Origin of the sequence: Kaistia terrae (genome assembly GCF_026344005.1) — a bacterium.
Classification (GTDB): domain Bacteria; phylum Pseudomonadota; class Alphaproteobacteria; order Rhizobiales; family Kaistiaceae; genus Kaistia; species Kaistia terrae.
This window is the reverse complement of sequence record NZ_JAPKNH010000010.1, coordinates 22,638-45,122: the sequence shown is the minus strand read 5'-3', so window position 1 is coordinate 45,122 and position 22,485 is coordinate 22,638. Positions and strand designations below refer to the sequence as shown.

The 22,485-nt window shown below is 63.7% G+C and carries 23 protein-coding genes; 13 read left to right on the top strand and 10 right to left on the bottom strand.

Annotated elements, in window-relative coordinates:
• Positions 1-2 precede the first annotated feature (2 nt).
• From OSH12_RS21530 to OSH12_RS21520, 3 genes are read left to right on the top strand one after another with little or no spacing between them, the layout of a single operon-like run.
• On the top strand, positions 3-1,070 hold the full coding sequence (locus tag OSH12_RS21530; RefSeq protein ID WP_266345781.1) for a branched-chain amino acid ABC transporter permease: 1,068 nt from the start codon (positions 3-5) through the stop codon (positions 1,068-1,070).
• Positions 1,070-1,786 (top strand): ABC transporter ATP-binding protein, encoded by a 717-nt coding sequence (locus OSH12_RS21525; protein WP_266345686.1) that lies wholly within the window; start codon positions 1,070-1,072, stop codon positions 1,784-1,786. The genes OSH12_RS21530 and OSH12_RS21525 overlap by 1 nt, the downstream gene beginning before the upstream one ends.
• A complete protein-coding gene (locus OSH12_RS21520) occupies positions 1,779-2,489 on the top strand; it encodes an ABC transporter ATP-binding protein (RefSeq protein ID WP_266345685.1) in 711 nt (236 codons plus the stop codon). Before OSH12_RS21525 ends, OSH12_RS21520 begins: the two co-directional genes overlap by 8 nt.
• Before the next feature lie 201 nt (positions 2,490-2,690).
• Here OSH12_RS21520 and OSH12_RS21515 read toward each other — a convergent pair whose 3' ends face one another.
• The 4 genes from OSH12_RS21515 to OSH12_RS21500 all read right to left on the bottom strand — a co-directional run bounded on the left by OSH12_RS21515 (position 2,691) and on the right by OSH12_RS21500 (position 7,589).
• Positions 2,691-3,695, bottom strand: coding sequence for an ABC transporter permease (locus OSH12_RS21515; RefSeq protein ID WP_266345684.1), 1,005 nt, complete (start codon positions 3,693-3,695; stop codon positions 2,691-2,693).
• On the bottom strand, positions 3,688-5,277 hold the full coding sequence (locus OSH12_RS21510; RefSeq protein ID WP_266345683.1) for a sugar ABC transporter ATP-binding protein: 1,590 nt from the start codon (positions 5,275-5,277) through the stop codon (positions 3,688-3,690). The genes OSH12_RS21515 and OSH12_RS21510 overlap by 8 nt, the downstream gene beginning before the upstream one ends.
• Positions 5,278-5,291: 14 nt before the next feature.
• Positions 5,292-6,593, bottom strand: coding sequence for a sugar ABC transporter substrate-binding protein (locus OSH12_RS21505; RefSeq protein ID WP_266345682.1), 1,302 nt, complete (start codon positions 6,591-6,593; stop codon positions 5,292-5,294).
• A 90-nt stretch (positions 6,594-6,683) separates the two neighbouring features.
• The gene (locus OSH12_RS21500; RefSeq protein ID WP_266345681.1) at positions 6,684-7,589 is read right to left on the bottom strand and encodes a sulfurtransferase; all 906 of its coding nucleotides are present in this window, start codon (positions 7,587-7,589) and stop codon (positions 6,684-6,686) included.
• Positions 7,590-7,818: 229 nt separating this feature from the next.
• On the opposite strand from OSH12_RS21500, the gene OSH12_RS21495 reads away from it, so the two are divergent.
• Positions 7,819-8,274, top strand: a complete 456-nt coding sequence (locus OSH12_RS21495; RefSeq protein ID WP_266345680.1) for an RrF2 family transcriptional regulator — start codon at positions 7,819-7,821, stop codon at positions 8,272-8,274.
• Between the two features lie 137 nt (positions 8,275-8,411).
• Here the strand turns inward: OSH12_RS21495 and OSH12_RS21490 are convergent, their stop codons facing one another.
• A complete protein-coding gene (locus tag OSH12_RS21490) occupies positions 8,412-8,840 on the bottom strand; it encodes a MarR family winged helix-turn-helix transcriptional regulator (RefSeq protein ID WP_380224819.1) in 429 nt (142 codons plus the stop codon).
• Between the two features lie 169 nt (positions 8,841-9,009).
• Here OSH12_RS21490 and OSH12_RS21485 point away from each other — a divergent pair, with 169 nt between their 5' ends.
• The gene (locus OSH12_RS21485) at positions 9,010-10,827 is read left to right on the top strand and encodes a chloride channel protein (protein WP_266345678.1); all 1,818 of its coding nucleotides are present in this window, start codon (positions 9,010-9,012) and stop codon (positions 10,825-10,827) included.
• A gap of 248 nt (positions 10,828-11,075) precedes the next feature.
• Here OSH12_RS21485 and OSH12_RS21480 read toward each other — a convergent pair whose 3' ends face one another.
• Entirely contained in the window at positions 11,076-12,113 is a 1,038-nt protein-coding gene (locus OSH12_RS21480; RefSeq protein ID WP_266345677.1) for an MBL fold metallo-hydrolase, read from the bottom strand.
• A 133-nt stretch (positions 12,114-12,246) separates the two neighbouring features.
• Positions 12,247-12,912: a peroxiredoxin gene (locus OSH12_RS21475; protein ID WP_266345676.1), complete on the bottom strand. Its 666-nt coding sequence runs from the start codon at positions 12,910-12,912 to the stop codon at positions 12,247-12,249.
• A gap of 134 nt (positions 12,913-13,046) precedes the next feature.
• Between OSH12_RS21475 and OSH12_RS21470 the strand changes: the two genes are divergently transcribed.
• From OSH12_RS21470 to OSH12_RS21450, 5 genes are all read left to right on the top strand, one after another.
• On the top strand, positions 13,047-14,768 hold the full coding sequence (locus OSH12_RS21470; protein ID WP_266345675.1) for a BTAD domain-containing putative transcriptional regulator: 1,722 nt from the start codon (positions 13,047-13,049) through the stop codon (positions 14,766-14,768).
• Between the two features lie 170 nt (positions 14,769-14,938).
• Positions 14,939-15,505, top strand: a complete 567-nt coding sequence (locus OSH12_RS21465) for a tyrosine-protein phosphatase (RefSeq protein ID WP_266345674.1) — start codon at positions 14,939-14,941, stop codon at positions 15,503-15,505.
• 62 nt (positions 15,506-15,567) lie between these two features.
• The gene (locus tag OSH12_RS21460; RefSeq protein WP_266345673.1) at positions 15,568-15,846 is read left to right on the top strand and encodes a porin; all 279 of its coding nucleotides are present in this window, start codon (positions 15,568-15,570) and stop codon (positions 15,844-15,846) included.
• Positions 15,847-15,915: 69 nt separating this feature from the next.
• A complete protein-coding gene (locus OSH12_RS21455; protein ID WP_266345672.1) occupies positions 15,916-16,944 on the top strand; it encodes a YihY/virulence factor BrkB family protein in 1,029 nt (342 codons plus the stop codon).
• A gap of 177 nt (positions 16,945-17,121) precedes the next feature.
• On the top strand, positions 17,122-18,222 hold the full coding sequence (locus OSH12_RS21450; RefSeq protein WP_266345671.1) for an AI-2E family transporter: 1,101 nt from the start codon (positions 17,122-17,124) through the stop codon (positions 18,220-18,222).
• A gap of 88 nt (positions 18,223-18,310) precedes the next feature.
• Here OSH12_RS21450 and OSH12_RS21445 read toward each other — a convergent pair whose 3' ends face one another.
• Positions 18,311-18,700, bottom strand: a complete 390-nt coding sequence (locus tag OSH12_RS21445; RefSeq protein ID WP_266345670.1) for a hypothetical protein — start codon at positions 18,698-18,700, stop codon at positions 18,311-18,313.
• Positions 18,701-18,819: 119 nt separating this feature from the next.
• Complete coding sequence (locus tag OSH12_RS21440; RefSeq protein ID WP_266345669.1) at positions 18,820-20,139, bottom strand: L,D-transpeptidase family protein; 1,320 nt, start codon at positions 20,137-20,139, stop codon at positions 18,820-18,822.
• Positions 20,140-20,304: 165 nt separating this feature from the next.
• Here OSH12_RS21440 and OSH12_RS21435 point away from each other — a divergent pair, with 165 nt between their 5' ends.
• From OSH12_RS21435 to OSH12_RS21425, 3 genes are all read left to right on the top strand, one after another.
• Positions 20,305-20,928 (top strand): YoaK family protein, encoded by a 624-nt coding sequence (locus OSH12_RS21435; RefSeq protein ID WP_266345668.1) that lies wholly within the window; start codon positions 20,305-20,307, stop codon positions 20,926-20,928.
• Between the two features lie 211 nt (positions 20,929-21,139).
• Positions 21,140-21,295, top strand: coding sequence for a DUF1127 domain-containing protein (locus OSH12_RS21430; RefSeq protein WP_266345667.1), 156 nt, complete (start codon positions 21,140-21,142; stop codon positions 21,293-21,295).
• A gap of 326 nt (positions 21,296-21,621) precedes the next feature.
• Positions 21,622-22,125, top strand: coding sequence for a DUF1993 domain-containing protein (locus OSH12_RS21425; RefSeq protein ID WP_266345666.1), 504 nt, complete (start codon positions 21,622-21,624; stop codon positions 22,123-22,125).
• A 21-nt stretch (positions 22,126-22,146) separates the two neighbouring features.
• Here the strand turns inward: OSH12_RS21425 and OSH12_RS21420 are convergent, their stop codons facing one another.
• A complete protein-coding gene (locus OSH12_RS21420) occupies positions 22,147-22,422 on the bottom strand; it encodes a hypothetical protein (RefSeq protein WP_266345665.1) in 276 nt (91 codons plus the stop codon).
• Positions 22,423-22,485 lie beyond the last annotated feature (63 nt).

Sequence of the window (22,485 nt, the reverse complement as noted above, 5' to 3'; positions counted from 1 at the left end):
CCATGAACGCAGTTCGCCGCTTTTTCAGTCTGATAGAAGGGCCGCAAACGATCGGCCATGGCCGTCCGTTCTGGCTCGGCTTCGCGCTCGTCGTCGCCGTGGCGCTCGTCTTCCCGGCATTTGCCGACGGATATACGGTCGGCAATACCGTGTACTTCCTCAACTCGGTCTTTATCGCGCTGGGGCTGTGCCTGATCTGGGGCTATGTCGGCGTTCTGAGCTTCGGGCAGACCGCCTTCTTTGGCATCGCGGGCTACAGCTACGCGGTGCTGACCATCAATGTCGGCACCGCCTACGGGTTCACCTTCGCAGCACTCGCCCTGTCCGTCCTGGCGGCAGCGCTGTTCGCCACGATCCTCGGCTATTTCCTGTTCTTCAGTCGCATCAACGGCGTCTTTCTCGGCATTGTCACGCTGTCGGTGACGCTGGTCCTGGAGCGCTTCATGGCGCAGACCTCCGGACCCGAATGGAAAATCGGAACCGCCCGCCTCAACGGCACCAATGGCATCAACACCATGCCGCCGCTGACCCTGCCGTGGAGCGGCGGCGACTTCGTATTCTACCCGGATCCGCCGCTGTATTATCTCGTGCTCGCACTGCTGCTCATCGTCTATCTCTGCTTGCGGATCCTGCTCAATTCCCGGTTCGGCAACGTGCTCGTCGCCATTCGCGAGAACCCGGAGCGCGCCGAGATGCTTGGCTACGACATCCGCAAATATCAGCTGGGCGCCTTCGTAATCGGCGCCGCACTGGCCGGGCTATCGGGCGCCCTCTACACCGCCTGGGGGCAATATATCACGCCATCCAGCATGGGCATGACCGCTGCTGCCCTCCCCATCGTCTGGGTCGCCGTCGGGGGACGATCCGACATCACCGCCGCGGCGATCGGAACCTTCATCGTTCTCGCCGTGTTCCAGGCGCTGACCATATATGGCAACCAGTATGCTCTGGTCGTGATGGGGGCGTTGCTGGTCCTCACCGTGCTGTTCATGCCCGACGGGCTGATCCTTTCGGGCGCGGCGAAACTGGGCCGGATCACCCAGACATTGCGCCACCGGAGAAGCCTCTGATGGCCCTTCTTGAGATACAGGGCCTCTCCAAGCATTTTGGCGGGCTTCATGTCACGGCGGACGTCGATTTCACGCTGGACGCTGGTGAGCTCCATTGCCTCATCGGGCCCAATGGCGCCGGCAAGAGCACGTTCTTCCGGCTCATCCTGGGGGTGGTCTCTCCCGATCGCGGCAAGATCGTGCTGGCGGGGAAGGACATCACCCGGCTGAAACCGTTCCAGCGGGTGCACGAAGGCATGAGCGTGAAGTTCCAGGTACCTGGGATATTCAAGACCCTGAGCGTCAGTCAAAACCTTCAAACGGCGCTGCAGCACAATTGCGATGCCGATGCGCTTGCCGGAAAGATAGCCGAAATGCTCGACTTTCTGGGCCTTGCGGCCGAAGCGAGGAGCCCGGCCGGGAACCTCAGCCATGGACAGAAGCAATGGCTGGAAATCGGCATGGCGGTCTGCCTGAAACCTCGGCTGCTTCTCCTGGACGAGCCGACGGCGGGGATGTCGCCAAAGGAGACGGAGGCAACCGGCGAACTGGTGAAATCCCTGAACGCGCAGGGGGTAACGGTGCTGGTCGTCGAGCATGACATGGCGTTCGTGCGCCAGGTCGCGCAGCGCGTGACGGTCATGCATCTCGGGCGCATCTTTGCTCAGGGGACGGTCGAGGAGGTCATGGCCGACAGCCGCGTCGAAGCCATCTATCTGGGACGGTCGCATGCCTGACAGTGTTTTCACGGTTACCGATCTGAAGAGCGGATATGACGACAAGCCCGTTCTTCAGGGCGTCGATTTCGAAGTGCGTCCGGGGGAGATCCTTGCGATCACGGGTCGCAATGGCGTCGGTAAATCGACGCTGATGAAGACGCTGATCGGCCTCATCCCGGTCAAGGAAGGCACGCTCCACTTTCGGGGGGAGGCTGTCCAGCATTTGCCGGCGCACAAACGAGCGCGGCTGGGCATCGGTTATGTGCCGCAAGGACGCGACGTATTTCCGCGCATGACGGTATCCGAAAACCTGACGGTGGGCGCGATGGCGGTGCGCAGGCCGGACCCAGGCGACCTCCAGCGCATCTTCGAGTATTTTCCCATTCTCGCGGAAAAGCTGAACCAGAAAGCCGGCGTCTTGTCAGGCGGGCAACAGCAGCAACTCGCCATTGCACGCGCACTTGTGGCCAGGCCACAGCTTCTGCTCATGGATGAGCCGTCGGAAGGCATTCAGCCGAATGTCGCCCAGGACATCGCGCGCATCATGCTTCGTCTCAGGCAGGATATGGGCCTCAGCATTGTCCTGGTGGAGCAGAATGTCGACATGATCTGCTCGGTGGCGGAGAGGGTCTACGTCATGGAAAAAGGCCGTATCGTCGCCAAGTTCGAACCCGAAGGGCGTCTCGAGCCGGATGTCTTGAGGGGCTATCTGGCGATCTGAACTCGGCAGGCGCCAAAGGCGCCTGGATTCCCGCATACGCATGTCGGAAATCGTCCATGCCGGGCTCGGCACGAGGTCCGCAGGTTTTGATGCAGCCTCGTGCCGGCTGTCAGGTATCGGCCGGATGATCCTATCGACGCGGCGGATCCTCAGCTTAGCGTCTGAAGGGATTGCGGCGAGCAGGCCGCAATCCCACTGCTACTATTTCAAATGCAATCCGCGCTGCGAAGCCATGGTGAAGATCGCCGCCACGACGATCACCGCGCCCTTGATCATGATCTGTGCGAAGTCCTGCACACCGAGCTGGTTCAGCCCGTTGACGAGCACGGTGACGATAAGGACGCCCAGCAGCGTGCGGTGGACGCCGCCGTTGCCGCCCGAGAGCGCGGTGCCGCCGATGACGATCGCGGCCAGCGAATCGAGAAGGGCCGTCGATCCGAGCGACGGTCCACTGGCGCTGAGCTGTGCCGTCACCAGCAGACCTGCCAGCGCCGCCGTCACGCCCGACAGTACGAAGGCGAGGATCTTGTAGCGGCGGATCGAAATGCCTGAAAGGGCGACGACGCGCTCATTGCCGCCGATCGCATAGAGGTAGCGGCCGAAGCGGGTAGAGCGTGAGAAAACGAACAGGATCGCGAGGGCAACCAGGCCAAACAGCGCGCTGTTCTGCACGTTCGGGATCCACTGGCCGATGGCGAGGTTGAGCACTCCAGGCGAATCGAAGGCGATCGACCGGCCACCGATGATGGTGAGCCCCAGCCCGTTGAAGAAGGACAGCGCCCCGAGCGTCGCGATGAAGGAGGGGATGCGACCGAAGGCAAAGATCGCTCCGTTGACGAAGCCGGCCGTCGCGCCGATGGCGAGCGTGGCGAGGATCACGAGCAGCGTCGAGTCGACCCCGCCGACCAGGAGCCGCGAGAGGATGGCGCCGGTGAGCAGGATGATCGATCCCACGGAAAGATCGATGCTGCCGGTAACGATGACGAGCGTTGCTCCGAGCGAGACCAGCAGCAGGATGCCCGCCTGGCCACTCATTACGAGCAGGTTGCGGCTGCCGAGAAAGGACTCCGCCTGGGTCGCGAAGAACACCACGAGGGCGACGAGCACAAGCAGAGGCAGGACGTCGACGAAGCTGGGGCCTGACCGGAAAGGCAGGCGTTCCGTGAGGCGTGCAAGGGGCGCGATGGGGACAGTTTGGTCAGACATGGGTAATTCCTGGTGTGGTTCCCGGAGTGGATCGGATGCCCGCGGGGATCATTTCGGCGACGACGGCGGCCTCTTCCGGCTTGGCGCCCGGCGCCGCATCCAGAAGGCGGGTGGATCGTCCCTCGACCAGGATCAGGATCCGGTCGGAAAGGCCGATCAGTTCGGGAAGGTCGTCGCTGACGATCACGACGGCGACACCGCGCGCGGCGGCATCTCGAACGGCGCGGTAGATCGCCTCGCGCGCACCGGTGTCGACGCCCTGGGTCGGGTTTTCCAGCACCAGCACGCGCGGGTCGCGCACCAGCCATTTGGCGAGCAGCACCTTCTGCTGGTTGCCGCCGGAGAGCGTGTCGATGCGGCTCTCGACGCCGTTCGGCGCGCTGATCTCAAGCTCGGCGATGTAACGTTCCGCGGCCGTTCGGGCCTTCCGGCCGAGCCGGAAGCCGGCGGCGTTGGAAAAAAGGTCATGCAACGAGGGCAGCTCAAAATTGGCGAGAATCGTTTCCCGGACGATCAGACCGTCATGCTGGCGCTCGCCCGGCACAAAGGCGACGCCGGCCGCGACGGCGGCCGGCACTCCGGTGCGAAGGCGCTTGCCATCGACGCGGATCTCGCCGCGATCCGGGCTGCGCTCCCCTGCAATGGTCTGCGCGAGGCGCCGCTTGCCGGAGCCGTCGGTGCCGGCGAGGCCGAGCACTTCGCCGGGCGCGAGAGCGAAGCTCACCGGCTCATAGGCGCCGGCAATGGCGATGCCGTTCACCTCCAGGCGCGCGGGGCCTGGTCGCGGCTTCTGTCGATCCTCGCGATAATAGTTGCCTGTGCGCTCGCGCCCCACCATCAACCGGTGCAGGTCAGCGTCCGTCAGCCCTGAGGCGGGCGCGTCCGCGACGCGCTTGCCGTCCTTGAGCACGACGATGCGATCGCAGCTTCGCAGCACCTCGCCGAGGCGATGCGAGACGAAGACGACCCCGGCCCGCCCGCGCAGCCGCTCCAGGAGGCGCAGGAAATTCTCCTCATTGGCACTGTCGAGCGCAGTCGTCGGCTCATCGAACAGGATCACCGGCGCCTCGATGCCCAGAAGGTCGGCCGTGGCAACGGCGCGAGCAATGTCGAGGGCCTGGCGTTCGCCAGGCGCGAGATCGGAGATTGGACGATCGGCCGCGAGCTCGGTGAGGCCGCCCGCGTCCAGCGCCTTGCGCGCGGCGTCCAGCATGGCACGGCGATCCAGCAGTCCCAGCCGACCGGTAAAGAAGTGTTCCCAGCCGAAGAAGAGGTTCTCGTAGACGCGTAGATTGTCGATGAGCGCGGAATCCTGGAAGACCCGGATGATCCCGCTGCGGCTTGCCTCCCGATAGGTCGAGGGGGCGATCGGGGCGCCGTTGCGACGCAGCTTCCCGGCGTCGGGGGAGACGACGCCGGAGAGGATGTTAAGGAGCGTGCTCTTGCCGGCGCCGTTCTCGCCGATCAGGCCGACGATCTCGCCCGGTGCCACGCTCAGGGAGACCTTGGACAACACTTCGTTGCTGCCATAGGTCTTGGTGATATCGATCGCCTCGAGCAAGGGCGCTACAGTGGCCGGCATGGCACGCTCCGCCCTTAGGCCTTGACCGGTGACGGATCGAGGATCTTGATCTTGTAGTGGTCGCTGTAGAGCTTGGTAATGCGCTCCAGCGAACCGTCGGACCGCCCCTTGGTATAGGCCTCGGGATATACATAGCCCTCTGGCTTGGGCTGGCCGATCCAGAGCAGGTCGAGATCGGTCGGCACCAGTTCGTACTGCGGATCCCAATTGTCCGGGCTCTTCACGCGGGAAATGAGATTCGCGTCGAAATGCGCCGAGACCGGCAGGTCGATGTAGCGCGCGATGTAAGGCTCGACATTCGCGCGCGTCAGGATCTCGGCGCGGAAGGTCAGCGAGCGCTCCAGCGGATCCGGTTTCCAGCCGTTGATCCGATCATAAAGGTTGGCTGCCAGCGTGTAGCCGATGAAGGACGGGTTGTTGATCGCCGAGGCGAGCTGTGTGCCTGCCTGAATACGCTTGGCAGCGTCGCTCGTGCCGTTGGTGCCGATGACGAGGATGTCCTTGCCGGGCACCTTGCCGATGGCGCGGATGGCCGCGATGACGCCGGTGGCGATGTCGTCGTTCTGCGCAATGATGCCGCGCGTATCGGGATAGCGCGAAAGCAGTGCGCTTGCCGCACGTTGGGCCGGCTCGGGCGCCCAGTCGCCGGGCAGTTCGCCGGCGAGCTTGATTCCGGGATACTGCGCGATCACCGCATCGGCGCCGGCTGTGCGCACTACGTCGGAGGGATCGTTCAGCGTGCCGCCGACACGGACGATCGTGCCCTCGCCGCCGAGCGCGTCGAGCAGCACCCGCGTCACCTGGCCGAAGCCCTCATACTCGTTCGGCTGGATATGCAGCGCGTAGAACTCGCTCGAATCCCAGGGCGTGAACCACGTCGCGCTGTTCCAGACATGGTTCAGATAAACCTGGTTCTGTTCCGCGATGCGGGCGAGCGAGCGGATCGAACCGCCGTCCACGGCCTCGAGCGAGACGCCGTTGAAGTTCTTGGCGATCAGCTGGTTGATGCCGTTCAGCTGAGCGGAGGAATCCGCCTGACCGTCGAAGCTTTCGCCGGTGGCGCCGAGCTGCGCGGCGGCGACCTTGAACGCTTCGGCGATCTGCACCGACAGGGTTGAGGCATAGGTGTAGGGCGTAAAGCCGATCCGGGCGGCCGTAGCGGCGCGGGCGGCCGATAGGCCAGGGCCGAAGCCCGCTCCGAGGCCGAAGGCGGCGGCGCCGGCACTGAGGCCCGAGAGCTGCAGGAAGCGTCGCCGCGAAGCGGCAAATGCCTTGTTGTTCGACGCTGGATCTTGGGACGAGCGGTCCTTGGTCATGTGAGTCGGCCTTTCTGTGAGAGAAATCTCAAATCCGGGAAGGAAGTTTCATGGCTATGGTGGGCCGCCCGGGTGGCGGCAGCGCGCGCCTCAGGGCTCGACGCCGACTTTCAGCGGCAGCGAGGGATCGGCGGTCCATTCGGTGAGCGAGCCGTCATAGACGGCGACGTCCTCGCGGCCGAGCGTGGCCAGCGCCAGCGCCTCGACCGAGGCGGCAATGCCGCTGCCGCAATAGGTGATGGCGCGCTTCGAGGCGTCGAGAGCTCCCGCGCGCTCGAAATGGGCGCGAAGCTCAGCTGCGTCCCTGAGCTTGCCGGTCTCCACATCGAACAGGTCCTCGTAGTAGACGTTTCGGCTGTTCGGGATGTGGCCGGGGCGCGAAAAGGTGTTCTTCTCGCCGCGATGGGTGATCGGATCGACAGTGTTGAGCAGGAGCACGTCGTCGCGGTCGATGGCTTCCAGCACCTCCTGCTTGGTCGCGATCAAATCCGAACGACGCTTGGCCTGAAAACTCGCCGGCGGATAGATGAACTCACCGCTCTCGGTGGGGCGCCCCTCGCGCTTCCACTGGTTCAGGCCGCCGTCGAGCACGGCGACACGCTCAAAACCCTCGAGGCGCAGGTGCCACCAGAGCCGCCCGGCCCAATGCTGGTAGAACTTGTCGCTGCGCGCCGGGTCGAACTGGTCGTAGACCACGACATAATCGTCATTGGAGAGACCGAGCGCACCGATCTGTTGGGCGAAGACATCGGACGGCGGCACGGTGAAAGCGAAGCGTGAATTGGGATCCGCGAGGTCGACGAGCAGATCCGCGAAGGCAGCGCGCGGGATATGCTCCTCGGCGTAGGAGGGACGCCCTGAGGTCAGGCGGTAATAGCCGTCCTTCTCATCATCAGGAAAGGCGAGCTGGGCCGTCGCGTCAAAGAGGCGAAGCCGCGGATCATCGAGGCGCGACTGCAGCCAGTCACCGTCGACGAGCGGGGGAATGTCGGTCATGGATGTCTCCTCTAAGCAGCGGAACCTTGGCCCCGCATCGACCTCGTCATGATATCGGCTATTCACAACAAAACTTGTGAAGAATGATCCAAAGATTCGGCCGATCGTAAACGATCGTCCCAAAATATCTTTGAAATTCAATGAATTATGCCATGACTAAGAGGGTAGCCTTTTCCACTCAATGTCATATATTGAGTATGGAATGGCTCCATCTTGCCTCGGAGAGACAATGCATATTTCGGCGAAATCGGACTACGCGACTCGCGCCATGATCGAGATCGCGGCCGCGAACGGCGTGGCAATCAAGTGTGAGGCGATATCGCGCACGCAGTCGATCCCGCTCAACTTCCTCGTCAACATCCTGTCGGACCTACGCCGAGGCGGCCTCGTCAACAGCCAGCGCGGCGCCGATGGCGGCTATTGGCTCGCTCGGCCGGCGGAGACGATCTCGGTCGGCGAGGTCATCCGCGTCGTAGAGGGCGAGATGGTGCTGGTGCGCGGGATTGAGCCGCAATCGCTCGACTACAACGACCTCGCGCGACCGCTGCGGGACGTGTGGATCGCCTACCGCGCCAGCGTGCTCAAAGTCCTCGATACGGTCAGCCTGGCGGCGCTGGCGTCGGGAGAACTACCGGAGACGGTTCTGCACTTCTCGCGCCAGCCCGAGGCCTGGCGCGCCGGCTAACGCAGGTGTCGGCGCTCGCGCCACATGATGTCGAACCATGAGTTGGATCGGATCGACTTCGAGAAAAGGCAGTTAGCACGCTCCCGACCATAGACAACATCGAAGCCAGTGCGCCGAGAGCTCAGAATTCGAGAAGCTTAGTACTGAGGTCTATTCAGTTTATTCAGGATAGAAATCAGTTCGGGAGTAAGATCTCGAATTTCCTTCAAGTGAGCACCGCTCAGCTCGTGCAGAACAGCTTCGGCTTTGGCAGTCAGAGTCAAAGACTGACGGCGCTTATCACCTGGGTCAGCGTTCCGCTCCACCAGGCCGGCAAGACTCAATCTTCCGACAAGCTCCGTCGCCGTATGAGGCGCGATCAACAGCCGGTTCGCCAGCACGCCGATCGTCATCGGATCTGGCGCGTGATGTCCCTTTATCGCCAGCAGGGCCTGATGCTGTTGGCTCGGGAGCCCGACTGTCTTGGCGGCTGACGCGCTGAAATCCATAAATCGGCGCAGCGTGTAGCGCAGGTTTGCCAGCGCTTCGTAGTCGCCCTCGCTCAGGGGTTCATCCGCTTTGCCCAAGTTGCACTGCATCCTTTTAATCAGACCGACGAACGGACGTTATGCCAGATGACGGCCCGCAGCGCATCGTCCGCCCCTGTTGATTTATGTCGTAGTACGATATAATCAGACCTCGGATTGCTCAATGTGTGCTGCGTCCGAAGACGGCAGTGCTGGCCGGAGATCTGAGTTGACGAACCCTCATTCTGAACAACGTCATCAGCACGACTTCACGGGCGGGCTGGCGCGCCGTGAGGCAGGTGATTTCACGACGGACAAGCGCGTTCTGCTGTTGATCGGCATGGCGATTATCGTGGGCACGGGCGGCGCGCTGGCAGCCTGGCTGCTCGTCAACCTGATCGCGCTAGTGACCAATGCCGTTTGGTTCGGACGCGTGAGCTTTGAAGCGACTTCCTTCGCCGACGTGCCACGCTCTGCCTGGATGATCCTGGCGCCCGTTGTCGGCGGCCTGCTGATTGGCCTGATGGCGCGGTTCGGTTCGGAGAAAATCAGGGGGCATGGCATTCCGGAGGCCATCGAAGCGATTCTCATCGGCGGTAGCCGGATGTCGCCGAAGGTCGCTGTACTCAAGCCGCTCTCTTCCGCGATATCGATCGGAACCGGCGGCCCGTTCGGCGCCGAGGGGCCGATCATCATGACTGGCGGCGCCATCGGCTCGCTGTTTGCGCAATTCTTCCACATGAGCGCCGCCGAGCGCAAAACGCTGCTCGTGGCCGGCGCCGCCGCCGGGATGACAACGATTTTTGGTTCGCCAATCGCGGCTCTGATGCTGGCGGTCGAACTACTCCTGTTTGAATGGAAGCCGCGAAGCTTCATTCCCGTTGCGGTCGCGGTGTGCACGGCGATCTCATGCCGGCCCTTTCTCTTTGACGCCGGCCCGCTTTTCCCGGCGCACTTCCAGCTGAGCCTGCCCTGGTGGGGTATCCTGCTTTGCGCGGCCGTCGGGATCCTTTCCGGACTGCAGTCTGGCCTGCTGACCACCCTTCTCTACAAGATTGAAGACGGCTTCGAACGGCTCCCCATCCACTGGATGCGGTGGCCCGCGCTGGGCGGCATGGTCGTCGGCCTCGGCGGCCTGATCGAGCCGCGCGCTCTCGGCGTTGGCTATGACGTCATCTCCGATTTGCTGAGCAGCCACATCCTGGTCCAGACGGTCGTCGCCATCCTCTTCGTGAAGGCCGGAATCTGGCTGGTAGCCCTCTCATCGGGAACCTCGGGCGGCGTGCTGGCGCCGCTGCTCATCCTCGGCGGTGCATTCGGCTGGCTCGTGGGCTTGGCACTACCGGGCGAGCCGGGCTTCTGGGCCCTGCTGGGAATGGCCGCGATGATGGGCGGCACCATGCGCGCGCCCCTGACAGGAGCCTTCTTCGCGGTAGAGATAACGGGCGACATCAACATGCTCGTACCGCTTCTCGCCGCAACGGTCGCGGCCTATGCGGTAACCGTGCTCCTGCTTCGCCGGTCGATCCTGACCGAAAAGATCGCCCGACGTGGCCAGCATATCGCGCGCGAATACGGCGTCGATCCCTTCGAACAAATGCGCGCCGCCGATATCATGATCCGCGAAGTCGATAGCCTGTCTGCGTCCATGAGCGTGGAACAGGCCTGTGCGTTTTTTTCTTCGCAGGAAGCAACGCATCGCATCTATCCGGTGCTTTATTCCGACCATACCCTGGCCGGAGTCGCATCCCGCGCCGATGTGTTGGATTGGCGGGGGCGTCCTGAATTCGCCGCGCAAAGCCTGGCGGATATGATCTCGGACGGATCGCTTCCAGTCGGTTATCCCGAGGACACAGTAGGCTACATTGCCGACGTCATGGTCTCCGCCCAAACAGGCCGCGTTCCTATCGTGGATCGCGAAACACGCCGCCTGGTTGGACTGATCGCTCGCAAGGATCTTTTGCGCCTCAGGAGCGCGAACAAAACGTCTGAGACGGAGCGCCGTCCTTACCTCAGAGTGGGACTCGCAAAGCGGCCTGTACTCTAGAATATCGTCGACCAAGTTGACGACAACGTCGCTTCTGGCGAAGCGATCCAAGTTGGAACGCGGGTGCCTGGCTCCCGCATCCCGTCGCCCCTCCTGCAATTCAGGAGGCCGGCGTGCATGATGTCGTCGCTCTCCGGCAATCGACGATCAGGTGCCCCCCAAAAGGCCACGCTCGGCGCGCGACAGAAGCGTCGGCGAGCCGACGCTACCCATCGAATAGACGACCCTACCCTGGTCGAGCAGCGGATCTAGTGCACGATCGGCCCGCCGGTTTTTTTCCAGGCGTCAAACCCGCCTTCGATGTGGCTCGCTGTCTTCAGGCCCGCGTCCTGGGCCGCCTGCACCGCCATGGCCGAGCGTTCACCAAAAGCGCAGTAGAAGATGATCCGCTTGCCCGCCGCGACGGCGAGCGCATGCAGCATGCCACCGGCGTCCAGATTTTCCTGAAGCGCCGGATAGGGCGCATGGATCGAGCCCGGGATTGCGCCATGGCGTTCGCGCTCGCTCTTCTCGCGCAAATCGACCAGCGTCACGTCGGTACGGCCGCGCATGTCGAGCGCCTCACTCGCCGCAACTGCCCAGCCCTTGCGGGCGATCTCGTCCTGATGGAAGCCGATGCGCACATTGGCCGGAACCGCGACGTCCATCATCTTCGGGTTCGGCAGGTTCAGGCTGTTCATCAGCTGCACGTATTCGTCGATCGATTTCACCCGGAGGCGCGGGTTGAAGCGCTTTTCCTCGCCGATGGTGGAGACGGTGTCGCCCTTGTAGTCATGCGCCGGGTAGAGCAGCGTTTCGTCCGGCAGGCGCAGCAGCTTGTTGAAGATCGAGTCGTATTGCGCCCGGGGATCGCCGTTCTGGAAATCCGTGCGGCCGGTGCCGCGGATCAGCAACGTATCGCCGGTGAAGACCCGGTTTCCCATGACGTAGGAATAGGAATCGTCGGTGTGGCCCGGCGTGTAGAGGACATCGAGGCTCAGCCCCTCGATGGTGACGCGGTCGCCATCCGAAACCCGCATGGCGACGACGTCGGCCTTGGTCTGCTCGCCCATCACGGTGATGCACTGGGTATGATCTCGCAGCGCGCCGAGGCCGGTGATGTGGTCTGCATGCAGGTGCGTGTCGACCGCCTTGACCAGCTTCAGATCCAGCTCCCGCACTAGTTGCAGGTAGCGGTCGACCTTTTCGAGGACCGGATCGATGATCAGGGCCTCGCCGCCTGGCCGGCTGGCGAGAAGATAGGTGTAGGTGCCGGAGACGCTATCGAACAGCTGCCGGAAGATCATGGTCCGCTCCATCGGTTGGAAATGGGTTCCGCCGGGCTCAGAACGTGACGGCATTTTATCACGTCCGGGACTTCGGGTGAGCACAGCTCGGTGATTGGGCGAGGACGGGCTGGCCGTCCTCGCCGGGCTCCGGCTAGGTCAGGACCGGCTGCGGCACGATGCGGATATAGGGCTTCGGCTCCTTCCAGCCCTGCGGATAGAGCTGCTTCGCTTCGTCGTTGGAGACGGAACCGGCGATGATCACGTCGTCGCCCGGCTTCCAGTTCACCGGCGTGGCGAGGCGGTGCTTGGCGGTCAGCTGCAGCGAGTCGACGACGCGGAGCACCTCGTCGAAGTTGCGGCCAGTGGTCATCGGATAGGAGATGACGAGCTTGATCTTCTTGTCCGGGCCGATGACGTAGACGTTGCGGACGGTCTGGTTGTCGGCCGCTGTCCGGCCTTCCGAAGTGTCGCCGGCGGCGGCCGGCAGCATGTCATAGGCTTGGGAGACGGCCAGCGTCGGGTCGCCGATCATCGGGAAGTTCGGCGCGAAGCCCTGCGTTTCGCCGATATCCTTGGCCCAGCCGGCATGCTTGTCGACCGGATCGACGCTGAGGCCGATGATCTTGACGCCACGCTTGTCGAATTCCGGCTTCAGGCGGGCCATGTATCCGAGTTCGGTGGTGCAGACCGGCGTGTAGTCCTTGGGGTGCGAAAACAGGATGCCCCAGTCCTTGCCGAGCCATTCGTGGAACGAGATCGGGCCCTGGGTGGTTTCGGCGGTGAAATCCGGTGCGAGATCGTTGATGCGCAGCGACATGATGTTTCCCTTCCTGGTTGGTAGTCTCGATGGGCACACGATACGAATGCGCTGTTCCGCGAGCGTTCCCCGAAGTAACAATCGTTGCGGCGAGACCGTCCGGGCCAAGCCGGATCCGTCGCGGGCAGGGGAACATGGTGCAGCTGTTCATTCATTTACTGGGGCGCTTCGTCGTCCGTATCGACGGCGAGGAAGTTCCCGCGATCGCCTGGAAGCGCGATCGCGCCGCCGCCATCATCAAGCTGCTGGCCGTCTCGCCGCAGCACAGGATCCACCGCGAGCAGATCATGGAGGCGTTCTGGCCCGACCAGGACGTGGAGCTCGCTGGCGCCAATCTGCGCAAGGCGATCCATTTCGCGCGCCGCGCCATGGGCGCGCATGACCTGATCACGGTCAGCAAGGAGATCGTCGCCTTCGCCGACGAGGTCGAGCTCGAGACCGATGTGGAGCGCTTCGAGGCAGCGGCGAAGCAGGCGCTGCGCAGCGGCGACCCGGCCGAATGCGAGGCGGCAGCCGATCTTTATGGCGGCGTTCTGCTGCCCGATGACCGCTTCCTGGAATGGCTGGATGCCCCGCGCGAGCAATTGCAACGGCTCTATGCCTCGGTACTGCGCACCGGCCGGCTCTGGCGTCGCCTGATCGCCCTCGACCCGACCGACGAGGAAGCCCAGCGCGCGCTGATGCAGGCCGCACTCGATGCTGGAAATCGCGGCGAGGCGATCCGCCAGTTCGACCAGCTGCGCGAGCGGCTGCATGCTGAACTGGGCGTCGGTCCGAGCAAGGCCTCGATCGAGCTCTATGAGCGCGCGCTGTCGCTCTCCGGCGTCGAACCGGCCTCACCGGCCGAGCGCATTCGCGCCTCGATCGCGTGGGCGCTGGTGCATCTGCAGAGCGGCGAATTCGACAAGGCGGCCGAGCTGGCGCGCGAGACCCGTGCCCAGGCCTTCGATGGCGGCCTGGCGCGCGAGGTCGGCGAAGCCGGCGCCATTCTCGGCCTCACCGCGCATATGCAGGGACGCTGGCCGCAACTGTTCCGCAGCGAGTTCACCGAATGGGTGCGTAGCCGGGACGATTTCGTCCCATCTGTCTTCGACGGACATCTCTGCCTCGCCGAGTTCTGCCTGTGCGACGCCAAGGGGCATGCGGCGATCGCCGCATCCGCGCAGGAACTCATGTGCGTTGCCGAGGATGCCGATTCAATCGCCGGCCGCGCCCTGGCCGGTCTGATCCTCGGTGAGATCGCCCGCTGCGCCGGCGACCTCGACGAGGCGGAGAAGCATCTGACCGAAGCGGAGCGGCTGCATGTGGGCGCCAATGCGCTGTCAGGCCGGGTTCTCGTCCTGGAGCGCCTGGCCGAGATCGCGCTGGCGCGCGGCCAGAAATGGCAGGCCGGCCGGTTGATCCAGCGGGCGCTTGCCGACGCGACGCAATCCTGGCTTTCCAACCACCTGCTGCTGCGCCTGCAAGCGCTGGCGGTTCGCGCGGCGACGACGCCGGAGAAGGTCGAGGAAGCGATCCTGACCGGCGACCGGCTGCTGACGCCGGGCGCCTGCCAGCCCTGTTCGATGGCCTTGCGTATCGCCTCGGCCGTGGCGCTGACGCAAGCGGGCCAGTTGGAACAGGTCGATCGCCGCCTCAACGAGGCCGAGCGCATCGCCGGCATGTGGCAGGGCGGCCCATGGGCGGCGGCGCTTTGGGAAGCGCGCGGCGTGCAGCGTCGGGCACAATCCAACAATGTGCGAGCCTTGGCTGCATTCGCGGAAGCTGCGGCTCGCTATGGGGATCTGGGTCGCCCCCGTGACCAGGCGCGTTGCCTCGGACGTATGGCGGATGCGATGCCGGGACTCGCCCCATGATTGCCGGGCAGACATGCCTCTGGAACGTGTGATCTAGCCCACTCCCGCCTGGCGTCTCTTTGGAATGCACCCCCGCGTGGCGGTTGGTGTTCAGCTTGGCGTGGGCCATCGTTTGGGATAATTTGTTGGGATGCGGCACGGTCGCATGGCGAGCAGGATGTCGGCGACCGATGAGCAACAAGCGGTTTTGGACGATCGGCGGTGTGCTGCTGGCGCTGCCACTATCGGTTTGTCTCTATGTCGGGATCCTCGTTCTGGCGGGCAATTTCCATTCGGTCGTTGCCGGCGAACTCTACCGCTCGGCCCAGCCTTCGTCGGAACAACTGGGGCGCTATGTCCGCGACTACGGCATCCGGACGGTGATCAACCTTCCCGGCGCCAATGACGCGGCAAGCTGGTACCAGGCGGAGATCGCCGAATCCCATCATCTCGGCATCGATCGCAAGGATTTTAGGATGTCGTCGCGGGCGGAACTCTCGCAAGGCGAGGCGGCCGCGCTGATCGACCTGTTCCAAACATCGCGCAAGCCGATCCTCATCCACTGCGCCGACGGCAGCGACCGCACCGGGCTGGCATCGGCACTCTATCTCGCCGCTGTTGCCAAGCAGGGCGAGGAGGCAGCCGAAGGCCAGATCTCGATCCGCTATGGACATCTGGCGATCGCCCTCAGCCCGACTTGGCCGACCGACATGTCATTCGAGGATCTCGAACCCTGGCTCGGATTTCACGATTCATGAAATGGCGCGTTGCAGACAGCCTGTTTTGGCGCAGCGCCCCGAAAGCTGGCGGAGGGCTTCTTGTGTCGCTGGGCCTCGTGCTGGCCGCGCCACAGGCTTCCGCCGATGCATGGCTGCCGCCGCCTGCGCCACCGCAGACCAATCCGGAAAAGGCTCCCAATCCGGCAGGCGAATGGCTGCCACGGCAGACCGTCGAAACGGAACCATCCGATGAAGATCCGCATTACGCCAAAATATGCGATGCCTTCGGCGAAGGATTTGTCTATTCGGCGAGTACGGGCGCCTGCATAAAGATCGGCGGTTCGGTAAAGTTCGGCACCTCCTTCGGGCGACGGAACTAGCGCCTGAAGCCGGCCACCAGGCGCTTCGCCGCTGTTGAACCTCCACCCGACCTCAGACAGGCATGACAAATGGCGTCCGCAAAGCCCCCTTCCGAAACCCTGACCGGCGCCCCTCTCCAGCATGCCATGGAACAGGCTATCGAAGAGGCCGAGCCCGGCCGCGGTCGGCTTGCCAACACGCCGATCGACATTCCCGCCCGCGGCTGGAAGGATATCCTGTGGCGCGTTTGGGAGAGCTCGCTGGAAGACCGCGTCCTGACACTCGCTGGCGGCATGGCCTTTTTTTGCCTTCTGGCGATTTTTCCCGGGCTCAGCGCCTTCGTGACGCTTTACGGCCTGGTGGCCGATGTCACGACCATCAACAGCCACCTCTCCGGTCTGGCATTCGTGCTTCCGGCAGGCGCGTTCGAGTTGATTTCCGACCAGATCAACCTCGCGGTCAAGGCGTCCAGCGGCGCCCTCAGCCTCAACCTCGCCCTCTCCTTCCTGTTCGCGCTCTGGAGCGCCAATGCCGGAATCAAGGCGACGATTGACGGCCTCAACATCGCTTATGGCGAGAGGGAACAACGCGGCATCCTGGCGCTCAACGTCGAATCACTGATTTTCACCCTGCTGGCGATCGCTGCCGGAATCGGCGCCATTGCTTTCATAGTCGCCGTTCCGATCGCCATGCGCTTCCTCGAGATCGACCGCGCCTCCGAGGTCTGGATCAACTTCCTGCGCTGGCCGATTCTCGGCTTCTTCGTCTGGGTGGCGCTGGCGATCCTTTATCGGTTCGGCCCCTGCCGGGAGCAGGCGAAATGGCGATGGGTGACATGGGGCAGCACGGTCGCGGCGACGCTCTGGATCCTCACCTCGATCAGCTTCTCCTGGTACGTCTCCAGCTTCGGCAGCTATGACCGCAATTACGGTGCGCTGGGCGCCATCATCGGCTTCATGACCTGGATCTGGCTTTCCGCGACGGTCATCCTGCTGGGCGCGGAGTTGAACGCCGAGATGGAGCACCAGACGGCGCGGGATTCGACCGTGGGACGGCCAAAGCCGCTCGGCAAGCGTGGCGCCATGATGGCGGATTCGATCGGCAAGACGCAGGACTGATCGGAAGCCGGTCCGGGCGTCCTTCGACAGAGCCGATTATCGAGAACGGCGTGCAACCATGGAAGCGCCCGCGCATTTCCAGCGAATACGCGCGCTCGGGGCGAGTTCCGTCGTGTGTCGATGACTGATGGATCCGTCCGCTCCCGGAAGGTATTCCCTGCAAAGAGAGTTGTGCCGATGGCCGATCCGTTGAGAGTCGAAATCCCGACTACGGAGACCACACCGCTGGAAATGCCGGAGTTGACCGGTGAGGCCGGGCCGTTCTCCTCCGATCCGAAGCTCGTCATTCAGTCCTGCCTGCTGGTTCTGGCGGTTTTGACGATCTGCTATTTCGCATCGGACATCATCCTGCCGATCGTGCTCGCCATCGTGCTCAAGCTTCTGTTCCAACCGGCCATGCGGCTGCTGGAGCGTCTCCGTGTTCCACGGACCCTGGCGGCGCTGCTGCTGATACTCACCGTCTTCGGCGTCATTGTAGGCGTTGGCGCGGCGCTGTCTGGCCCGGCAACCGCCTGGGGCGAAAAGCTGCCGGGCGGTGTTCAGCGCCTGGAGGAACGGCTGAAATTCCTGAGCCAGCCGATCGGCGCGCTGCAGAAATTCCTGCATCAGTTCGATGGCGCTGCGGCCGGCGGAGGCGGCGGTCCGACGCTGGCGGAAACGCTGATGAAGGGAACGCAACACTTCGCCAGCGGATTCTTCGAGACCATCTTGATCCTGTTCTTCCTGCTGGTTTCCGGCGACACCTTCCTGCGCCGGATGGTGGAGATTGTGCCAAGCTTCAGCGACAAGCGGCGCGTCGTCGATCTGTCGCAGCAGATCGAGGAAAACGTCTCCGCCTATCTGGTAACGATCACGCTGATGAACATAGCCGTCGGTGTTGCGACGGGCGTGGCGATGTGGGCCTGCGGCCTTGGCGATCCCATTCTCTGGGGCACCGTCGCCTTCCTGCTGAACTATGTGCCGATCATGGGTCCTTTCGCGGGAGTCGGCCTGTTCCTGCTGGCAGGGCTCCTGACCATCGACCCGCTCTGGCAGGCCCTGCTACCTGCCGGACTCTACCTGCTGATCCATGTCATCGAGGGCGAGGCGGTCACGCCGATGCTTCTGGCCCGGCGGTTTACGCTGAACCCGGTGCTGGTGATCATCTCGCTGATCTTCTGGTTCTGGATGTGGGGCGTACCGGGCGCGGTGCTGGCGGTACCGATGCTCGCCATGGCGAAGATCATCTGCGACGGCGTCAAGCCGCTCAACGCCGTCGGGCACTTCCTGGAAGGCTAGGCCGCGTCAGCGGGCAAACAAAAACCGGCGCCACAGACTGACGCCGGTTCAAAGATCTTTGTGTCGCAGTCTCAGAACTTTGGAATGATCAGCACTGGGCGTTGATAGTGCCGGCTACGGAAGCGGCGGCGCCCGTCAGGATCATGCGGACCGACGAGCCTTCGACCAGGGTTGCATAGCCGGACGGCATGCCGACTTCGCCCTTGGTTCCATTCGCCCGCGTGTATTCCAGCACGACCGAAGCCTTGGCCGGGACGCCGGTGATGGAAACGCGCCATACCCGGTCCTGGCTGCCTTCGACAATGGTTTTCGAGCCAGCACCCTTGAGCTCCCAGCGCGACTGCTTGCAGGAGGCATCGCGCACCTTGGCGGGAGCATCGGGAGCGGCGGCCTTCGACTTGGCGAAGCTTTCGCCGGCGGAGAAGGCCGCGACGACCGAGACGGCGGCCAGAGCCAGCGGAAGTGCGAAGCGGTTCATTCTATGTCCTCGTCGAAATGATCGGCATAGCTAGCAAGCCGCTGGCCAGGGCGGCAAGCCTGCGCGACGCCGCTCCATCATTTTGCGCCGCGGTGTGGCCGCCAGACCGCGCCCTGCCCTCAGCGGGGCTGCGGCGGCATCGGCTGGTAGGCATCATCCACGGCGGCCGCCTCCTCATAGGGCGCGGCAGCAGGGGCCGCCTTGGCCGGGGCGATCGAAGCGGTCGGGGTCTGGTCGACAAATTCCACATCGACACCGACCCGCACCAGCTTCACCAGTTCCTGCGCGTCCCAATTGGTCAGGCGCAGGCAACCATGGCTGTTGGTCTTGTCGATCTTGCTCGGCTCTGGCGAGCCGTGAATGCCATAGGTCGGCTTGTCGAGGCCGATCCAGACGGATCCGACCGGATTGTTGGGACCGGACGCCAGGCGGAGCGCCTTGGTATTGTTGCCTTGTTGGAAGTTGACCTTCGGCCGGTACCAATAATCGGGATTTTCGGCGACAGCCTTGACGGCATGGATACCCGAGGGCGACGGCAGGTCGGCACTGCCGATCGTGGCCGGATAGGCGACAACGACGTCCCAGTTCTCGTTGTAGCCAAGCAATTGTCGCGTGCTGGCATCGGCCACCAGATGCGCCACCTTGGCCTTGGAATTGGGGCCGACATCCGCGACCGTGATGATCGTTCCGGCCTGGTTGAAATCCGCTTCCGGATTGAGATTGCGGAGGAAATTCTCGTCCATGTGGAACTTCTCGGCCAGAAGCTCCGCCGGATCGCGATAGGCGAGCTTCGGCAGCTCGGCCATTTCGGCATAGTCCTTCGGCATGACAGGCACGAAGGGGCCCGCGACGTCCTTGTCGGTGATGGCATAGTCCATCAGCACCGGACGATCGGCCGCGCTTTGCAGGATATCCCAGATATCGGGGCCCAGCCGACCATTCGGCGGCAGGCTGTGCACGCTCTGCAACGCCGAGATCGCCTTGTTGAGATTACCGCCCAGGCGTCCGTCGATGACGCCCGGCGAGACGTGGACGCGGTCGAGCAGCACCTGCAGCTTGAGCACCTGCGGATCGGGCTTGTCGCTCTTGCGCGGTACACCCTCCATCGCCGCCTCATTGGCGAGGGCAACGAAATCGGCCGGCAACGGCGAAACGGCCGGGCGCCGCGCCTGGACGGTGGGCGCAGCCGGCGCTGCGTAAAGCGGCGGGTCGCCGGCAGGCTGCGCCTCGGCGGCGTAAGGCTGCTGCGGCTCGGGATAGCGCACATCGCCCGAACGGCGCGGCTGGTCTTGATAGGACGGGGCTTCGTCCGGGTAGGACAGCTGCTGGGCCGCGTCGTCCGGATAGGGCTCGCCCCATTCTTCGGCCGTGGCGGATGCCGTAGCGAGCACCAGCGCCAGAGAGGGGACAAGCGCCACGCGTATCAGGGCGACGAACAAGGCAGGCTCTCCACGCTGTGGGATGCGACAACAATTCTCTGTATTCAGCCGCCAATTTAAGAAGACAGGGTTAATAAATCTTAAGCAGCCTGCGGTATTCATGCCCCTTCCCCTCCGCGCCATCCCCTGGTGCGGGTCAGACTCCTGCCGATCCGGTCTACGCAGATGTTGGATTATTCGAACAGACAGCGGGCGCTTGCCTGCTTCCTTGCCGGCGTGGCGGGCTATGTCGACGCGATGGGATTTCGCCATCTCGGCGGCGTGTTCGTCTCGTTCATGAGCGGCAACACGACGAGGCTCGGCGTCGATCTCGCCACCGGTGACTGGATGAAGGCGGGCGAGGTCGCCGGCATCATCGTGATCTTCGTGCTTGGGGCAGCGCTTGGCGCGCTGGTCGGCCAGGACGGACGGCGCAGCCGCCGCGCCGCCATCCTCTGGACCGAGGCCGGCCTTCTCGCCCTCGCGGCTCTTTCAGCCAATTTCCATATCGCCTTTGTCGGCACTGTCGCCATGGCGCTGGCGATGGGCGTCGAAAACGCCGTGTTCCAGCGCAATGGAGCCCCCGGCATCGGCTTGACCTATGTGACGGGCGCCTTGGTCAAGGTAGGCCACCGCCTCGCCTCAGCGCTACAAGGTGGCGACAAGTGGGGCTGGGCACCGAGCCTTCTATTGTGGGCCTCGCTCTGCCTCGGCGCCCTGCTCGGCGCCATCGCCTATGGCGCTTTCGGGCTCTCCGGCCTGTGGGTCGCCTGCCTTGTCATGGTCGTGCTGGCGGTCGCCGGACGTTAACGTAGCGGTAGCGTTCCGTTAACGGACGCGTCATCTGATTATGCTGCACCGCAGCAATTACTGCATTGCAGATGCTGCTCTGCATTCAGCGCAATGCTGGCATGATTTTTTTCATACTGCTCATCCGGGAAGGAGCGGACTAAATTCCAATCAACAAGACGGCGACAGAGAAATCCGGCGCCAGACGAAGCGGCCACCAGGAAAGGAACCGATGATGGCTACGAACCTCATGTCCTCCTACAAGACCTGGCTCAAGTATCGCGAGACCCGCAGCGAACTGTCCCGCCTGGACAACCGCGAGCTCGCTGATCTGGGCATCAGCCGCCACGACATCAAGTCGATCGCCAAGCAGGCAGCCGGCTACTAGGAATTCGAGATTCGTCAGGGAACAAACCTCCTCCCTTGTTCCCTGCGATTAGGTGCCCACAAACCTCCTCCCTTGTGCGGCACCATCAACTAAAGCGCCCGTCGACCTCCTCCCCGACGGGCGCTTTTTTTATGGCCGATCCGCAAGCCGATGTTTTGCCGGCCGGACGCCATGACAGGCCAGACGCTGAAACCAGCCGAGCGCCGCCCCTCCCCCAGCCAAATCTTCGCCAGCCACTTGAAACGGATCCAGGCGCACGCCCATCTTCCGGTCCCGCAGACGCGCGTGACGGAACCCGGCCACGCGCCCCAGCATCCGAGACAATCATGGCGCTATCGATCTATGAGGCTTCCATTCCGGTGTTCATCCGGTCGTTCGGAAATCTCGAGGCCATCCTCGACAAGGCCGTGGCGCAGAGCGCCGCCGACGGGATTGACCCGCAAAGCCTGATCGACGGTCGCCTCGCGGCCGACATGCTGACGCTCGCCGGCCAGATCCAGCGCGCCAGCGACACCGCCAAGGGCGCCGGAGCCCGCCTGTCGGGCGTCGACAATCCGAGCTTTGCCGATACGGAGACGAGTTTCGCCGAGTTGAAGGCCCGGATCCAGCGCACGGTGGAATTCCTGAAGGCGATCCCGCCCGAGGCGCTCGACGGCAGCGAGTCCAGGACGATCTCGATGCGGAACGGCGCGCTGCAACTGGACGGCAAGACCTATTTGCTCAACCACGCGCTGCCGAACTTCTTCTTCCACGTCACCACCGCCTACGACATCCTGCGGCACAAGGGCATCGCCCTCGGCAAGCCCGACTATCTCGGGAAGTTCGAGTAACGGCGGCAGCGACCCGGCGGATCAACGGACATCGGTCAACGGGCTCTTCTCCGTGTCGAGCCGGATCCAGGTCTTGTCCAGGACGGACTTGTCGTCCAGGGCGGCTTTGTCATCCAGGACGACCTTGCCGTCCAGGCCCCCGCTGCGGTCCAGAATTTCGCGGGTCGGAATGCAGCGGTCGATCTTCCTGCATTCGGCAGGGACCACCTTGGGCGGCGCATCCTCGGCCCGGGCGCCGGTGGATGCGACCCAGGAAATCGATAGGATGGCGAAGGCAATTCCGATCGTGCGGAGCATGGTGACCTCCTGACGGAAGACACCATGTTACGCATTTTCCCTTACGGAACTGTGACGCCAATC

Bases quoted from the DNA above. Each gene is read 5' to 3' on its own strand.
- OSH12_RS21530 (WP_266345781.1), top strand. From the start codon at position 3: ATGAACGCAGTTCGCCGCTTTTTCAGTCTGATAGAAGGGCCGCAAACG.
- OSH12_RS21525 (WP_266345686.1), top strand. From the start codon at position 1,070: ATGGCCCTTCTTGAGATACAGGGCCTCTCCAAGCATTTTGGCGGGCTT.
- OSH12_RS21520 (WP_266345685.1), top strand. From the start codon at position 1,779: ATGCCTGACAGTGTTTTCACGGTTACCGATCTGAAGAGCGGATATGAC.
- OSH12_RS21515 (WP_266345684.1), bottom strand. From the start codon at position 3,695: ATGTCTGACCAAACTGTCCCCATCGCGCCCCTTGCACGCCTCACGGAA.
- OSH12_RS21510 (WP_266345683.1), bottom strand. From the start codon at position 5,277: ATGCCGGCCACTGTAGCGCCCTTGCTCGAGGCGATCGATATCACCAAG.
- OSH12_RS21505 (WP_266345682.1), bottom strand. From the start codon at position 6,593: ATGACCAAGGACCGCTCGTCCCAAGATCCAGCGTCGAACAACAAGGCA.
- OSH12_RS21500 (WP_266345681.1), bottom strand. From the start codon at position 7,589: ATGACCGACATTCCCCCGCTCGTCGACGGTGACTGGCTGCAGTCGCGC.
- OSH12_RS21495 (WP_266345680.1), top strand. From the start codon at position 7,819: ATGCATATTTCGGCGAAATCGGACTACGCGACTCGCGCCATGATCGAG.
- OSH12_RS21480 (WP_266345677.1), bottom strand. From the start codon at position 12,113: ATGATCTTCCGGCAGCTGTTCGATAGCGTCTCCGGCACCTACACCTAT.
- OSH12_RS21475 (WP_266345676.1), bottom strand. From the start codon at position 12,912: ATGTCGCTGCGCATCAACGATCTCGCACCGGATTTCACCGCCGAAACC.
- OSH12_RS21470 (WP_266345675.1), top strand. From the start codon at position 13,047: ATGGTGCAGCTGTTCATTCATTTACTGGGGCGCTTCGTCGTCCGTATC.
- OSH12_RS21465 (WP_266345674.1), top strand. From the start codon at position 14,939: ATGAGCAACAAGCGGTTTTGGACGATCGGCGGTGTGCTGCTGGCGCTG.
- OSH12_RS21455 (WP_266345672.1), top strand. From the start codon at position 15,916: ATGGCGTCCGCAAAGCCCCCTTCCGAAACCCTGACCGGCGCCCCTCTC.
- OSH12_RS21450 (WP_266345671.1), top strand. From the start codon at position 17,122: ATGGCCGATCCGTTGAGAGTCGAAATCCCGACTACGGAGACCACACCG.
- OSH12_RS21445 (WP_266345670.1), bottom strand. From the start codon at position 18,700: ATGAACCGCTTCGCACTTCCGCTGGCTCTGGCCGCCGTCTCGGTCGTC.
- OSH12_RS21435 (WP_266345668.1), top strand. From the start codon at position 20,305: ATGTTGGATTATTCGAACAGACAGCGGGCGCTTGCCTGCTTCCTTGCC.
- OSH12_RS21430 (WP_266345667.1), top strand. From the start codon at position 21,140: ATGATGGCTACGAACCTCATGTCCTCCTACAAGACCTGGCTCAAGTAT.
- OSH12_RS21425 (WP_266345666.1), top strand. From the start codon at position 21,622: ATGGCGCTATCGATCTATGAGGCTTCCATTCCGGTGTTCATCCGGTCG.
- OSH12_RS21420 (WP_266345665.1), bottom strand. From the start codon at position 22,422: ATGCTCCGCACGATCGGAATTGCCTTCGCCATCCTATCGATTTCCTGG.